The sequence below is a fragment of the Mastigocoleus sp. MO_188.B34 genome (assembly GCF_030065675.1).
Taxonomy (GTDB): Bacteria; Cyanobacteriota; Cyanobacteriia; order Cyanobacteriales; family Nostocaceae; genus Mastigocoleus.
The window spans coordinates 1-15659 of sequence record NZ_JASJDK010000015.1 but is presented as its reverse complement, the minus strand read 5'-3'; the positions used below and the strand labels follow the sequence as shown (position 1 = coordinate 15659).

The following is a 15659-nucleotide window of genomic DNA, read 5'->3' as shown; positions in this document are numbered from 1 at the left end:
TGGTATTGCAAATTTGCTGCAAGCAAAAGTTGTTTCCCATTTCACCTGATAATGTTCTTGTGGTAAATTGAGCAACACCAATGTAAAGATTCTTATATAATGGTGAGAGTATATATACTCTGTGTGTAAATTTCTCTAAAAGAAGAAGGGAGTTATTCTATGCCTTACACCACCGAAGAAGGCGGTCGTTTAAATAATTTTGCTCGCGAGCCACAAGTTTATCAAGCAGAACCCCCATCATCTAAGCAGAAACGCAATTACGTCATTTTTGGAGTCTCCGGTTTAATTTTGGTCGCTGGCTTGATTTTTCTCACCTTCTCCATATCCAACCTTAGTTAATTCAAAAACATAGTTAATTAACATAACTTAAAATAAATTCACATTATTTAAGGTTCCGGATATTTTTCTTCGGGACCTGATTTATGTTTTTTTAAAGACATTAAAACAATTAGTATAATGAGTTACTTTGTTTAAATTGATTTATTGGAAATTTGATTTATCCTGAAAAGACTCCCAGATAAGGGAAAGTCATATTCATGATTAGTATTTAAAACTAGTTTTATCAATTTTTGAAGAGAAAAGTTCCTGTAAAAGCCCTTAAGTTTTAATGGCTAAGATTGTTTCTTTCATAACATTTTTTCTTATAAAAGAAATTAATTTCGCAAAGTAATTAGAAAAAAATAAACAATGTTCTCAAGCAGATGCTTTTCTGAGTAAGTCACTGTCTTGTGAAACTCCTTGATTGGTAAATGTCCTTTGGGTCTACCATGAATCCCATAGAGTCAATTACTAAAGCACCGTTAATAAACGTAAATCTTTATAATTGCTATAATACTGCTCCCAGCAGCCATGAGTGCAAACGAAACACCACATTCCGATAACACTGCTTGGAATCGACAAGTATACCAACGTCTCAAACTAGCCCTTGGTCTCGGTTTGCGACGTCAAATTTTTATAGCGGTATGCGATGATTTAAACCTGAGAAATCAGGTTGCAGCGCGCTTACACTCTAACTTAGCGTATCCAGTCGGACAAGTTTTATCTAATTCTCAAGAAACCAGCACCCCAGCTTATCCGAGGCTGGTTACCTTGAGATTAGATTTAGTCCAACCAAATCCGATAGTGCAGATCGATCAATGGTTAAACAATTATCCACCACCTGTGGTAGGAGGTTCAAAAGATAGCCCGGGTAAAGCATTACCAATACCGGCGTTTCAGATTGTGGGAATTGAACAACTTACGAGACAACCGGTAGCAACGCAGCGTCTATTTTTGCATAACCTCAGATTAATTGAACAACAACTATCTGGCCAAGAGTCGAGTTTACTAATGTGGTTGTCACGCCCTTGGTTATACGCAGTTCAGCAGTCTGCACCTCAATTTTGGCGCTCTCGAACAGGTGTATTTACTTTTTCTGGCGAACCTACGCCAACAGCTAAAAATCAAGCTTCCCCAGAACGTCTTTCTAGTTCTCGGAATATGAATGTAGATCATCTAGAAAAATCTATATTGGAAGAATCCGTTGGGCTAGCAAAAGAAGATTTTGATTTTCAGATTGAAGCACCTATAAAGAGTAGCAGCCGATTACAAGATAGTTCTCTTTCCAAATCAGAATTATTTATACCCAATCCTCCACAGGAGGAAAGTCATTTGAGTATTTGTGAGACGAATCAAGCATCTTCTTCTCTGGCTTTGTCCCATATAAGCAAAGAATTAAGCGAGTTAGTAGTAGCAACAATTAACAGTCAAATTGATCTTGAATCAGAGGAGAAATGGCAACCGCAGCAGATTTTAGCAGAAATTGAGGAATTACACTCAAAACAAGCAGGAAAAACAACTTTAGCTCTCGCCTATCACCGTTTGGGTAACTTATATCGTCAGCGAATCGAACAAGGGGATTCAAATTTAGAAAGTTTGATGGTAGCAATTCTTGCTTATCAAGAGTCGATTACCTATGATGATAACTCACCTCACGTACCAGATATTTTAAATGATTTGGGTACCCTTTATTGGATGCTTTATCGCACTCCACCTAATTCAGAAGAAGGTCAAGCTTATATCGAACAAGGAATTGAGTTTTATCAATTGGCGTTAAAAATGATTTCGCCACAAACTCACCAAGAAACCTATGCTCGCATTCAAAACAATTTAGGAACTGCTTACGGTGATTTAGCACGGTTTACTAACCCATCGGAAAATTGGCAAAAAGCTGTTTCTGCTTATTGTGAAGCACTTTATTTCCGGACTGCAGAAATGGAGCCATTAAAATATGCTGCTTGTCAAAATAATTTGGGTACTGCTTATTGGCATTTAGCACAATATAACCAACCTGTAGAACATTTGAAAAAGGCAATTAATTCTTATCAGTTAGCCCTAGAACACTATACCCCGGAGGAGGAACCGCTCAAATATGGCATGATTCAAAATAACATTGGTACAGCTTTCTGGAATTTGGCACAATACGAGCAACCAACCCAAAATTTACAGTTTGCAATTGATGCTTACCAAGAAGCTTTGAAATATCGAACTTCTGCAAATCTTCCGGTTGCTTGTGCTGCAACTCAAAATAATCTTGGAACTGCTTATTGGCATTTAGCAAACCAAACACAGACACCAAAAGAGTTCCGAGCAAAGTTTTTGAATTTATGTATCAATGCATATAAAGAATGTCTTGCTTTAGCTCATTCACTTAAAGGTGCACCTCTAAGTTTTGATGTTTATGCGACTCACAATAATTTAGGATTAGCTCACTATCAACTAGTGACAGATTCTTATTTCAAGGGGGATAAAAATATTCGTTCTGAGCATCTAGAAACTTCATTGGAAAATCATTTGAAAGCTTTGAATGGATTAAACAAACAACCCGATGCTTATCAAACAACTCTAGCTTATGTAGTTAAAACAATTCGTGCATTCCACAATGAATTAGGCTTGCAAGGACAAAATTTAGCTTTATCAAAAGTTCCAGGTCAATTATTGCCAGAAATATTACCTAAGTTGTGATTTTTAGGAGTCAGAATAGACCGCGCAATACCTACGGTACGCTACGCTAGCGACGCGTTAGCATAGCGGGGCGTAAGCACAGCAGAAATCAGAAATCAGAAATCAGAAGTCAGGAGTCAGAAGTCAGAAGTCAGAAGTCAGAATTCAGAAGTTTATTACTCACAGTTCGCTTTATATTTTTATTGCAGATAATAGTCGTTCGCTAATTAACCAACGATTTGAATCTTTTTTAATCCAACGTTTTTCTTTTTCGTTGAAGTCACGCTGCTCGATTAAAACTGATTTTAACTTACTTTTTTGTTGGAGTTCTAACCGATAAAGCATACTTTCCATTGCTCTTAACCCAACTGTCTGCTCAAATGCACTTTTTGAATTACTGATTAGGTCCAGTACTAAATCGAAATAAATCGCTTTACCAGACCATTCAGCAATGGAAAGCCCTAATAGTCTGTGACCTTGGTCTTCTGATTGCAAAAATGTATTGACTTCCGATACAGGAAAATTAACTATTTCTGCAAGAGCGCGCATTCTACCAGCGATCGATTCCATCTCGAATGTTCTCTGTGCGCCAGAAGGCATAGATTTTCTAATATCTTTGTAGCGTTGGGCTAAACCTTCCAACAATTGCTTAGCATCAGATACAGGAATTTTTGAAGAATAATATCTTTGCCATTCCTGACGGATTTGCCGCATTTCCTGCTGTTGTTCTGGTGGAGCAACTTCTTCTGCTAATTTTGTTTGCTCAATTAAGAATCCCAGAGAATCTGCGCTCAGGGATTGCAACATATTTATCATTCCTGAGCTATCAAACTCTCCTGCAGGTGTTTTTAGAACGCCACCACTCAAAGCAAAAATTTTTAGTACTGCAGGTAACCACATTAGGGTTAGGAAAATAGCAGTTGTATTTTTAATTGCAAATTTATAAGAAAAATCTTTACCCCACGTAATTTCAATAGTGCTCAAAATAATAAAAATCAGGTTGATAACCAACCAGCTTTTTGGCAGAACAATGATTTGACGTAACAACCACTCTACTGCTTCTTTGGAAATCTGATTATTAATAATTTTGTCTTTGACTTTACTACTCATTACTCCAGACCTGCTTATTTTGTTAGACAGGTGCTAATCAATATAAAAGTATATTTAGACAATAGATTTAATCCAATAGAATTTAAGCCAATAGAATTTAATACTTTGGAATACTAATTGAATAACTACTGATACCACTCAATATTAAATCCTAGCAACGATGCAAACTAAATATTATTCTTAGATATAAAAATTAGGATAAGTATATTTTTACAGGAATCAATTCTGAAATATTTAATCATGAAGTACTTAATTATGAAGTACTTTATTCTGAATTATTAAGTTAATTACCTGTAGCTGCAGGTTTTAAATTCTTATTTGTAATTACTAATTTGTACAAATTTTTAATTACTATCTTGTAATTACTCGGCTGTAAACTTCACTATTAGATTATTTTCTTCTGCAGCCTTATATATTAATCCTCTCAACTGCTTATCTTTTAGAGATAATACATCTGTATCTGGATCGTAGGTAAGGTAATCTTTTGCGCGCTCATAAAATACGATAGAGTCTTCATTATTGTGAGCACTTCTGTAAATGATGCCATCAATTTCTGAATATATCGCTTTTTCTTGGTAAAAGCATCGTGACCAAGCCTGAGTGATATTTCTTCTATCTGTTTTTGCTAGACTAGCTTCATTTGCTCCAGCCCGCATTGCACCTTGGTCTCTAATATCTAGAAGCATTAAATCGCGCTGAGCAGTCAATAAAACAACCTGGTGGTCAGTTATTTCTATCAAAGGTAATGTTTGACTAAATACTTCCACTAAACAACATGAAAATTTAAGTGCAGCGTATAGTACCCCCCTATGTGGATCGTAATCTCCTTTGATTTCCAGTTCTTGATGACAAGGAAAACATAAACCACCACAGTGGTGGTCAAATCTTGCACAAGGTCCCCAGTAACGAAATGTTAGAGGTTTTGGATAGTATTCTGGATGGGGACGAAAAATTCTGCAAATACTTTCACCTTGGTTAAGAGTATAGTGCAGTGGTTTAGCTCGAACTAAATTTTCAGGCGAGGGAGATGCTATTTTTACCATCTTCAAAATTTCTCAACTGATTGACTGAAAAAGCTGGTAAGAATTAACTTGGATTATCAATTCAGTATTCATAGCTTTTAGTCTTGACTTTGAGATATGACAAGACTATAAAGATATATACTTTAAATATCAAGTTAATTCCGGAATTTCACGTCCGACGAAGTTATCTTCCATACTTATTTCAGTCAATCAATTAGCTTCAAGAAAAAAATAAGAAGTAATGGTAGTGGGTAAAATATAAAAAATACTTATAAGACTAATGTCGATTTAGATTATTCCCACACATTTAGCTTCAGCAACAACCCGATCTTTTTCACCTTTTTGTAAAGCAGCAATCGGAGTTATCCCTCCCAATTCTTGATTTGTTTTAGTCAACCAACTTATTTTTGATAAAGCAGGAACGTTAAGAGTTTTTAGTACATCCGGTAATCCATCAATTACTCCATCAGGTCCTAAGTGGTCAAATTGCCATTTAGGAAACTTCCATTTACCTTCATCCTGAACTGCAATTAAAGTATTTTTTTTCAAGCGATCGTGTGGTGTTTGACGGCTTGTATTCAGTAGCGCAGCAACTTCTGGAGCACTCAAGGAATCTTGAAGTAACTCTTGTCTCCACTTAAAAAAGTTGAATAGTGCAGTTTTTTCTAAACTATAGTTCTCTTCACTGCTGATTCGATCTGCTCCTAATTTTGCTGCAAGAGGATGTAAATTATCTTTTTCATCCATACTTGTAGAGTCTGACTTTAAGCCATACACTAAATCTTTAATTTCTTTAGGATCTAACCAAGCCAGAACTTTTAGTATTTTCCCAATATCTTTCAGCGTTTTTTGGGTTAATGGTTGTCCTGGAAGAGTAATTTTAGTTTCTATTGGTTTAACAGAAGAATCATCACAAGACGCAATTATGCTTAAAACTTGTTTGGGCGATTTTCTGTTACCTTTGTTGTGACTTTGTCGTTCTGGGATTGCGAATGCGGTCATAGTGGAACCTCGGTCGGGGCTTTATCTAATAAGGTTAACAGCTACAATTTGACATCTCTTACATAAAGGATATTCGACTAATGTAAGAGATGTCAAGTTTGATATTTAAATATTCATTTACTTCTGATGACTTTTCGTAAAGGCAGATAAAGCCCTACCAACCTTTGTTAGAAACTTTTTATACGGTTAAAAATTTAAAGCACAAATAATAATAAATTTTATTGCACTTCGCTAATGGAATTAATAGCAGCAAATAATGATGAATAATCTGCATTCGCAAAGGATATTTTTATTGCTTTTTCTATAATTTTTCTTACTCCTTCTATGCTACTAACATTCAAACCAATATTTTTAGCTTCATCAATAAACAAATCAGTGTCTTTTAGGAGATGTTTAGTCCTAAAATTCGGGTTAGCAAAATTCTGATTTTCCATTCTTGATAGTTTTCGATCAAATATTGGGGCGTAAAGAGGACTTTCACGGAGAATTTGCATTAACACCTCTACGTCCACATCGTAGCTTTTGACAAAACTTAAACTTAAAGCAAAAGCACTAGTAAGTGAAGCAGTAAGTTGATTTAATGCTAGCTTCAAAGCTGCTGCAGTACCAACAGGACCAATATGCACTGGCTCAGGACTAAAATTTTTGAGTAATTTTAAATGACGTTGAAATTCTTGTCTTTGGGAGCCGACCATAGCAATTAATTCCCCTATTTCGGCTTCTCTAACACTACCAAGTACAGGTGCTTCTAAATACTCTCCACCGGCTGAAATTACAGTATCTCTAATTTGTTTACTTTCAGTAGGAGTAATAGTTCCCATTTGAATTACTGTACGTTCGCTTAAGGTGCGCCAACACATATCCGAAAGTAAAACACTATAAATTGCAGCTGCATTAGTCAGCATCAGAATGATACAATCTGCCGCAAGAATTGCTTCCCGTGGTTCGGTTGTCACTTGTGCGCCTGCAAATTTAAGTGGTTTTAATTTTTCTGGGGTGCGATTGTAGGCTATCAAATCAATGTTATTTTCCAATAACCTGGTTGCCATCGGCAGTCCCATTAATCCAGTCCCCAGAAATGCCACCTTCATACTTTTTCTTCCTTTGGCATAGCAATAAGCAATCAAATCGATTGTATGGTAGTGGGGAAAATAAATCGGTTATTGCTAAGCTTACGGATTTTTTCTAATTTTGTAAGGATTTTGGTTATGTTAATTAACCCTGGGGAATACTTTAAGCACTCCGCCAGGAAAAATATTTGTTCTTTCTAACCACCAGCAGCAAAGCTAAGCATAATTGCAACCGAAAGTAAAATCCCGGGAACAAGTAATACAACTAACATCAACAATTCATGACTACTCATAGTAATTACCTATTGTTTATCTAGATATTTTCTTGAATCATTGCTTATCTTAAACCAATCTTTTTAAACACAGTATTGGTTAAATAGATTTTTAATTTTGTTCGAGTGAAAATATAAGGTTTAAGTTAGTTGCGGTTCATAAAATCCTTGGAGAGGTTGATTTTTTTCTGTTTCCGAAAGTCCTTTATCTTGAATGAGAACGCCGAAACCGCCTAGCCCTAAAGGATCTAACAGTTGCTGTAATGAATCGCGTCTTTTTATTAGTTTCGGTACAGATTTGTATGTGTAAGAAAGTTCTGAGATCCGTTTCCCCAAACCCAAAGCCATGAGGAATAGACCTTGTTGGGTAAAGCCGGTTTTGTTTAATCCGTAGCGCTCGCCCCAAATTTCTAAAGCTGTAAAGTCAATATGGGCGGTAATATCTTGTTTACCAATATTTATGTAAGGATTATTATGACGCTGATGTTGCCAGTAACATTGTAGTGTTCCCTGCGATCGCCTGGGGTTGTAATAACGATTTTCTGGGTAGCCATAATCGATTGTTAATAAATATCCTCTCTGTAATTTATTTGCGATCGCACTTAATACATCTAAAGCATTCAAGTTGACTTCACTACGATATTCATCTGGATAAGTTGTTATATCCACACCCAATATTTGAAAATATTCTTTGATTTGAGGGGTGGACGGTGTGTCTGTTATTTCTTGAAATAAATTATTAAATTGATTATTAGCAAATTGATTTTGTGATTCGTTTCTATTTTGTGGTGCTGCGGTAGTAACATAAATTTCTTTCAGTTCCCCCTCACTCACTGTAAATTGATGGACTGGTAAAGCATCAAATAATTCATTAGAAAAAAAACAGCCAGTAATTTTATTTGCAGGTAAACTTTCTAATTCACACCACTGCACAGAAAATTCCTGTAAGCGTTGCTGTTGGTTTTGTTTTAATCCTGGGGATTTTTCAACAATTAAATATTCTAATGCAGCGAAAAAATCCGGGTGGTGTTGCTGGAGATATTTAAGAATATCTAATGCAAGGTATCCTTGTCCCGCTCCTAATTCTACGAGGGAAAAGTGTTTGGGTTTTCCTAGGATTTCCCACATTTGCACAAATTGTACCGCTAGCATCTCACCAAAGTCAGACCCAAGGTGTACAGAAGTAAAAAAATCACCTTTTTTACCCAAGCTTGCTGCTTTTTGGGAGTAATAACCATGCTGGGGATGATACAGCACTAAATCCATATATTCGGCAAAAGTAATCCGGTTTTGGGGTGTTTTTGTGATGCGGTTAGTAACTTCTGCTAGTAATTCTGAATTTAATATTTCTGAACTTGATATTTCTGAATTTGAATTCATAAATCAATTTTAGGAGTCAACTCTTAATACAGAGAATAATGTCTCATCATTTAGGCTCTACACAAAAATGTAAGTATTGAGATTTTACTTTTATGTATTTTGAGGGACTAATTAACAGTCCACTTACTCAAGTGAAATTGTAATAGATCGATATACAGATAGTATTATGCATTTTCAGGTAACATTTTCAGAGACTTGGAGCAAAATGAAGTTTTTGTATATTTAAGTACTGTACAATCGGAAACAGATTTCTATGTATAAGTGAAATTAATGTTTATGACGAGAAAATTAGTATTAATAATACTTTTGAGTTTATTGGTAGCTTGTTACAACAGTAACTCAGTATCAGAAATAGACTCAACAAAACGAGAGACTCCTGGAGAAACTGTACCAAAAAAAACTAAAGCAGCAACGGAAAATAGTCCGCGAAAAGACACTTTAATTATTCCCGGAGAACGAGTTGGTTCAATAACACCACAAACCACCCGTGACGATTTAGTCAAAATTTTTGGAGAGTCGCAGTTAAGTGATGAAACAATTTCTGGACCAGAAGGTATAGGAAAAATTCCTACAACTAAAGTCAATTTAGGTAAAGGACGTTCTTTTACTGTGAATTGGGATAATAATCGCCAAAAAATCCAATACATTAGTAACCTAGGTCCCGAATGGGAAACACCCGAAGGAATTAATGTTGGGACTTCATTAGAACAATTACAGCAGATACTTGGAGAATTTAACCTGACTGGTCTTGCATGGGACTATGGTGGTTATGTGAACCTGGAAAATACCAAGTTATCAAAATATCAAGGTAAACTTTCTATTCGCGTTGATGCTCCTGAATATGTTATTAATAAATACCCTAAGCAATATCAAAGAGTTACTGGCGATAGCCAATTTTCTTCAAATGATCCAAATTGGAAAAATTTAAATGTTCGAGTATCACAAATAACTGTTCAATTTTGATAGCTACCAGGAATTAAGGAGCAAAAATTGGGGATTTTTTAAAAATAATAAAATAAAAAAGACTTTAACAATTCTCCATTTACTGAGTATGTATTTCAGTAGATGTTGTTAAAGTCTTTTGAGATATATAATTTTCTTCAGATATATAGTAAACAAAAATATTTGAGGTTTCGCTGATTTAATTCAAGCATTATTGAAGTGGTAGATACTTTAAATCAGTTGATGTTTAATCTGATATCTGAGCATTAATAAAAAGAAAAAGTAATGAACTGATTTTTTTTAATTCCCTTAAGTAAAAAGCTGATTTTGAATATTAAATTAGCATTTTACTTACTTGCTTACTTATTTTTCAATCTTTCTTTTTCTTCTTATAAACCTTAACTTCATATTCTTCATCTGGCTCTTGATCTGATTTATCTTCTCCTGGAAATAGAATAGCAAGTAAGGTCACAATAATTAATAGTGCAAGTATTTCCATCAAAACACCTCTTTTAGAATAAGTTTTTTTCGTGTTTTGTTGCTAATTTTAATTACAGTCCGAAACATACAAGTTTCGGATTAATATTCTAATATTTACCAAATTAAAATTTTCAACATTTCTAAATACTGAAGAGGCTATATTTGATTTATTTTCATAATAAAATATCTCTTTTAAAATATTATTTTTGATAATTGAAGTTTTGATTAATTAGGTTGTTTAAAACACATTTATATATCACAAATAGAGTGTAATTTAAACTAACTTAATTAGTGTAAAGTAAATTAATAAAGTCAGAAGTGTAAAACATTTCAATTTTATTTGATATTTGTGACTAATAAACTTCTCATAAATTCTGCATTTATGTGTAGAAACGTACGAGTAGAAGTGGTAATAAGGTGATGATTTTACGTTTCTACAGATAAAATTAATCTATATCCTTTTTCCTTTTTGATTAATCTAAATTTTTTGTTGCAAGTTTATCTTCAGTTACATAATCCAGTAACCAAGGTGTTACAAAATTTTCTGGTTTTTCAGGTGGGTAATTTCTTTCCCATTCAAGAGTTGATTTTAAAGCTTCGTGCAGTGGAATAATTTCTTGATACCCGAGTTCCTCTCTGATTCGACTGGAGTTTACTAACCAGTCTTGTTTAGTATTTAACATCAATTTCCAGTCGCTGGGCATTTTCTCTTTTGGTAAAGTTAAAATTTTACCTTCCCATCCTGCTAAATCTCCAATTTTAGATATACGTTCGCTTTCTGAAAATGTCTCTTTTTCTGCGACGTGATAAATACGATTTTTGGCTTTTTTATTCGTAGCTGCTAATGCGATCGCAAACGCTACATTTTCTACATATCCATAGGAACCGCGTCAATTAGCAATGCTCTCTTCCAAAACTATGATGGGACGTTGCTCCTTCATTCTTTGTAGGTATGGGAATAGACGACGCAAAGGATCGTTGACACCATAAACCATTGGTAATCTCACAATAGTTCCAGGTAATTCGGGATCTGACATTACCACCCGTTCGACCAAAATTTTCTCGTAATCAGCAGGAGCATTTAAGGGACGATATGGTATTTCTCGAAATGGGTAAAGCGAAGAACGTAAAGGTGAATCTTCAGTTAGTGGTAGTGGGATAATATCTGATTCTTTACCCCATAAAACATCATAAACACGATAAACATCGATGCTACTAATCGCAACTACATTTTGAGCTATACCCTTAAAAGTTTTCATTAATTTTTGAGCATCATCTTGGGTATAAGCAAACATATCTAGAACAACTTCAAGACCAAGCTGTTCAAATTTGTTTTTAAAGTCATTTAAATCTCTGCGATCGCCTAATAGATGATTTACTTGTTCGGGTAATTCTGCTTGGGTTTTTCCACGATGGAAAACAGTGACTTCATGACCCATATTTATGAGATGACGAATCACAGGTGGACCGATAAAGTTAGTACCACCAATTACGAGAATGTTCATGAAAAATTTTTCTTGGTATTTGTTTACTGAAGCTTCATTAAAGATATTTACTACTGAAGACTCTTTAATTTTTCACTTTCTCACAATGGAATCAATCAAACCATAGGCTTTTGCTTCCTCAGCACTCATAAAGAAATCCCGTTCCGAGTCAGCTTCAATTTGTGTTTGGGATTTCCCTGTATTTGCTGCAAGCATTTGATTTATTTTTTCTCTGAAATACAAAATTTCTTTAGCTGCAATTTCAATATCACTGGCTTTTCCTTGCGCACCTCCCGAAGGTTGATGGATCATAATTCTCGCGTTAGGAAGAGCATATCTCTTTCCCCGAGTTCCAGAAGATAACAAAAATGCACCCATCGATGCAGCAATTCCGGCGCAAACTGTAGATACATCGGTGCGAATTTGATTCATTGTGTCGTAAATAGCCATCCCCGCAGTTATAGAGCCTCCAAGACTGTTGATGTAGAGGGTAATATCTTTTTCTGAGTCGTCAGCATCGAGAAATAACATTTGTGCAACTATTAAATTTGCCGTTTCATCAGTTACTTCTCCTTGAAAAAAGATAATTCTTTCTGCTAATAACCGAGAATAAATATCTAAAACGCGATCGCCTTGAGCAGAAGGCTGAATTACAAATGGAATATTTGGTCGAGTAGGTGAATTCATCTCTATCCTCCATAAATTATATGAATAGATCGATTACTATCAGTTTGTAGTTAGGATTTAGCCCTCTTTAAAATCTTGAAAAAAGGGCTTACTCAAGCACAAGTAAAACGACTTGAAATTAATATCAAATACCACTAGTTTTAGTAACGCTACGATTATTGATGAGAATATCGGCGAGTTGAGCGGGACGAGATAATTGTAGATAGTGTCCCCCTGTTATTTCTATCGGATCGATTCCCAAACGTTTGCGTGCAGCATATCGCGACCATGCAGGATAAAGTATTCTGTCTTCAGTACCGAGAATATAGCTATACTCTACATCGGGTAATTTTTGCAGGGGAAACATTTCAGTTAAATGTGCTGGCGATCGATGAGTTCGTAGCTTAGAAATAGCCCATTCTGCTATATCCGGTTGACAATCGTGGAAGTGAAATTTCATTACTACTGCTCGGTCTTGTACGGGGTCTTTTCCTCGTAAAGCAGAATTCAACATATGGGGTTCGTAGCGCAAATGCTCGAATTTACTTTTTACTGGATTGTATTCTTCTGCTTTGAAAAGATTTGCAGTAGCTTGAAATTCACACTGTTCGAGTGTGCTCATCCCAGGGTATGGGATAAGTGCGCTAAGAAATACTAAACGACTAATAGGAATTTGACTAGCAACTATGGGAATTACAGTACCAGCCATCGAATGACCGACCAATACTATATCTTCTTCACTCTCTTGGAGTGGATCGAGTACAGCTTGTGCGAATGCAGATAAATTTGCTTCGGGGTTTTCAATTGGTAAATCCATCGCAATCACTTGATGTCCCCGTGCTTCCAATTCGTTAATTAGATATTTCCAAGACCAAGCACCCAAACAAGCACCATGGACTAAACAAAAAATACTCATAATAATTACTCAAGATTGAAACTTGTTTGACCAAAGCTGGTACTTATTCATAGCTTCCGTCGTGTCTACTTGTGGCATATGTTTTTCTACCAAGGTGAATGTCTCTTCAATCAATTCGTCCAGTTGATTTACCGCTGTTTTGGGTTCTTCTTGCAAAATCTGCTTCAAACGGAATGAAAGATTGGGTGGAGCAATTGTCATCTTGTTAATCAACTTATCTATCCCCTTAAATGGTGCAGAATTAACAGGATGATAGAAGCGATTTAAACCCAATAGAACCCCAATAATTTTCTTGACTGCTTGCTGTAGTTCATTCGCTAAAAATAATACATCACCTCGCTTTATGGCATAGTTATTCAGCACCCATAAAGGACGAAATTGCATATGCTTTTTCACCATTGCTTGGGCTAATCTATCAGGATAGTTTGCTACCTTTGCTTTCCATTGTTCAATTAATTCAGCACCATGTAATGGCACCATATCAACAATGCCCTCAAGTACTTTTAGCATGATATTTTCCGGGTGACATTCTTCCAGCAGCTTTTTTATGTCACCCTCAAAACGCTCAATCGTAACATGACCAAAATCGCATTTAATGCCCTGAACAAAATATTGTTCAACTAATGCTCCATCTTCGTGTTCGTCATCGTAAACTCTGTAATCCGTCCCTTGATTTTGTTTATAGGCTAGTTTAAGTTCCTTCTCTTTTGGTAGTTCCTCGTAATAAATACTCATATCAATATCTGAGTAAGCATCAGCTTCTCCACGAGCGACAGAACCAGCAATTCCAATTGCTCTGACCTGGGGAATGGTTATATATGAAGCTGCATTTTGACGCGCTAAAGTAAGCCGTATTTCATTGGCTTCATTCATTTTGCAATTATGTTTTATTTATTAATAAAAAATTTCTTAGGAGACTTAGGAATGAGAATTTAATAACTTGTAATTTTGAAATTTGGAATGGTGCATTACGCGATGCTCACAGAACCTTTTGTACTTTATTTAATCCACATTCCTCAGGAGACGCGACATGTCGCGTCTCTACAAGTTTTTCACATAACTAACTAAGACTTGTGGTAGCTTTTTATTTAGTTTATAGTTCCACTCACCATTAAGAAAGAAATTGAGAACGAGATAGTTTAATCTTTCGTATTTGCGAACGGGAGTTGACTGCAATGGAAGATTATGAGTGACTGGCGTTATTAAAGTCTGAGTAATCTGCTGTGAATCAGACATAAAGTGATTCTGCAATGGCTGAGAATATCTTGGTTGCTGGACTTCAAACGAAACTGTCCCTAAACTTTTATGCTGTAAACGCAAGCGAGTACCATCTTCAACTGGTTCTAAAGTCCAAGTAACAATAGAAGGCTGACACATTAAACTATCTTTCCAGGTGTAAGAAATTCGCTTGGGCTCATCAAGCTCAATCACTTCACAATCAATAGTTACATTAGTTCCCGGTAATGCAGTGTGCTTAAATTGGAATCTATGTCCAAGCTTTGGCTCAAAGTTATTTTCCATTAACCATGCAGCTAAAGCACGACTATCTGTAATTACTTCCCAAACCCGTTGTGGCTGATGGGGATAAACAACATCTAAATTCAAAGTTTTGAGCATTAATCCTCCTCCAAATAATTACCAAGAGCATCAAGTTTGTTTTGCCAAAATTCTTCGTAACAGGAAATCCAATCAGATACTTGTTTCAAGGGTTCTGGGTTGAGTCGATACAAGCGTTGTCGTCCCGATTTTCGCATTTGCACTAAGCCTGCTTCACACAGAATCTGTAGGTGCTGAGAAATTGCTGGTAGACTCATTGCAAAAGGTTCGGCTAATTGTTTTACTGCTTGTTCCCCAGTACGCAGCCGATCTAATAATGCTCTACGCGTTGGATCGGCAATAACTTGAAATATATCTGCACTGGCGCATGGTCTACTCATATCAAGTTTGGTCAGTTATCATTTGTTGCTTGTCATTAGTTGTTATTTTCCTTGTTATCGATAGAATAAAGATTTCATAGAGCAAAATATTTCACACCATGGAAGCAAGAAACCCACTTTTTAATTGGTTAAGGTTTCTCAACGACAAAAATGATTAAGCTAATACTTAAGTATTACTAATATAGTTAAGCATTTACTTAAATGTCAACTTAGTTCTCACGGCTCGCCCATTTGAAATCGAGATAGAAAGAGCCGAACGATTTAATTAACCTGAGTTCGGGTTAAGCAGATTGAGGTAAAAGCCAATCTAAATGAAGGTTAGGCTTTTTAGGTTGGTGACAATAAGCGATTAATCCACACAGAACATTAACGCAAAAATTGACAGGACTTCGGTGC

The 15659-nt window shown here is 35.7% G+C and carries 16 protein-coding genes; 3 read left to right on the top strand and 13 right to left on the bottom strand.

The genetic code is table 11. The features are described 5' to 3' along the window. The first annotated feature begins 159 nt into the window (after positions 1-159). Both QNJ50_RS05615 and QNJ50_RS05610 read left to right on the top strand, forming a co-directional pair. Positions 160-339 carry a ssl1498 family light-harvesting-like protein gene (locus QNJ50_RS05615; RefSeq protein WP_300633040.1) on the top strand — a complete coding sequence of 60 codons (180 nt, stop codon included), beginning with the start codon at positions 160-162 and terminating at the stop codon, positions 337-339. A gap of 510 nt (positions 340-849) precedes the next feature. Further along, the gene (locus QNJ50_RS05610; RefSeq protein ID WP_300633038.1) at positions 850-3003 is read left to right on the top strand and encodes a tetratricopeptide repeat protein; all 2154 of its coding nucleotides are present in this window, start codon (positions 850-852) and stop codon (positions 3001-3003) included. A 171-nt stretch (positions 3004-3174) separates the two neighbouring features. Here QNJ50_RS05610 and QNJ50_RS05605 read toward each other — a convergent pair whose 3' ends face one another. The 5 genes from QNJ50_RS05605 to QNJ50_RS05585 all read right to left on the bottom strand — a co-directional run bounded on the left by QNJ50_RS05605 (position 3175) and on the right by QNJ50_RS05585 (position 8838). Next, a complete protein-coding gene (locus tag QNJ50_RS05605) occupies positions 3175-4092 on the bottom strand; it encodes a hypothetical protein (protein ID WP_300633036.1) in 918 nt (305 codons plus the stop codon). Positions 4093-4454: 362 nt separating this feature from the next. Next, the gene (locus QNJ50_RS05600) at positions 4455-5135 is read right to left on the bottom strand and encodes an RES family NAD+ phosphorylase (RefSeq protein ID WP_300633034.1); all 681 of its coding nucleotides are present in this window, start codon (positions 5133-5135) and stop codon (positions 4455-4457) included. A gap of 267 nt (positions 5136-5402) precedes the next feature. Continuing rightward, on the bottom strand, positions 5403-6116 hold the full coding sequence (locus QNJ50_RS05595) for a helix-turn-helix domain-containing protein (protein ID WP_300633032.1): 714 nt from the start codon (positions 6114-6116) through the stop codon (positions 5403-5405). 218 nt (positions 6117-6334) lie between these two features. Further along, the gene (locus QNJ50_RS05590; RefSeq protein ID WP_300633030.1) at positions 6335-7207 is read right to left on the bottom strand and encodes an NAD(P)-dependent oxidoreductase; all 873 of its coding nucleotides are present in this window, start codon (positions 7205-7207) and stop codon (positions 6335-6337) included. Between the two features lie 392 nt (positions 7208-7599). Then, on the bottom strand, positions 7600-8838 hold the full coding sequence (locus tag QNJ50_RS05585; protein WP_300633028.1) for a class I SAM-dependent methyltransferase: 1239 nt from the start codon (positions 8836-8838) through the stop codon (positions 7600-7602). Between the two features lie 276 nt (positions 8839-9114). Between QNJ50_RS05585 and QNJ50_RS05580 the strand changes: the two genes are divergently transcribed. Further along, positions 9115-9801 (top strand): hypothetical protein, encoded by a 687-nt coding sequence (locus QNJ50_RS05580; protein WP_300633026.1) that lies wholly within the window; start codon positions 9115-9117, stop codon positions 9799-9801. A gap of 349 nt (positions 9802-10150) precedes the next feature. Here the strand turns inward: QNJ50_RS05580 and QNJ50_RS05575 are convergent, their stop codons facing one another. From QNJ50_RS05575 to QNJ50_RS05540, 8 genes are all read right to left on the bottom strand, one after another. After that, positions 10151-10279, bottom strand: coding sequence for a hypothetical protein (locus QNJ50_RS05575; protein WP_300633024.1), 129 nt, complete (start codon positions 10277-10279; stop codon positions 10151-10153). A 454-nt stretch (positions 10280-10733) separates the two neighbouring features. Beyond that, on the bottom strand, positions 10734-10964 hold the full coding sequence (locus tag QNJ50_RS05570) for a hypothetical protein (protein WP_300633022.1): 231 nt from the start codon (positions 10962-10964) through the stop codon (positions 10734-10736). A gap of 186 nt (positions 10965-11150) precedes the next feature. Further along, positions 11151-11765 carry an NAD-dependent epimerase/dehydratase family protein gene (locus QNJ50_RS05565; RefSeq protein WP_300633020.1) on the bottom strand — a complete coding sequence of 205 codons (615 nt, stop codon included), beginning with the start codon at positions 11763-11765 and terminating at the stop codon, positions 11151-11153. Positions 11766-11837: 72 nt separating this feature from the next. Next, entirely contained in the window at positions 11838-12431 is a 594-nt protein-coding gene (gene clpP / locus QNJ50_RS05560) for an ATP-dependent Clp endopeptidase proteolytic subunit ClpP (RefSeq protein ID WP_300633018.1), read from the bottom strand. A gap of 124 nt (positions 12432-12555) precedes the next feature. After that, entirely contained in the window at positions 12556-13326 is a 771-nt protein-coding gene (locus QNJ50_RS05555; protein WP_300633016.1) for an alpha/beta hydrolase, read from the bottom strand. Between the two features lie 9 nt (positions 13327-13335). Continuing rightward, complete coding sequence (locus QNJ50_RS05550) at positions 13336-14199, bottom strand: nucleotidyltransferase domain-containing protein (protein WP_300633014.1); 864 nt, start codon at positions 14197-14199, stop codon at positions 13336-13338. 168 nt (positions 14200-14367) lie between these two features. Beyond that, positions 14368-14943 carry an SRPBCC domain-containing protein gene (locus QNJ50_RS05545; RefSeq protein WP_300633012.1) on the bottom strand — a complete coding sequence of 192 codons (576 nt, stop codon included), beginning with the start codon at positions 14941-14943 and terminating at the stop codon, positions 14368-14370. Then, positions 14943-15263: a metalloregulator ArsR/SmtB family transcription factor gene (locus QNJ50_RS05540; protein WP_300633010.1), complete on the bottom strand. Its 321-nt coding sequence runs from the start codon at positions 15261-15263 to the stop codon at positions 14943-14945. The genes QNJ50_RS05545 and QNJ50_RS05540 overlap by 1 nt, the downstream gene beginning before the upstream one ends. Positions 15264-15659: the final 396 nt, after the last annotated feature.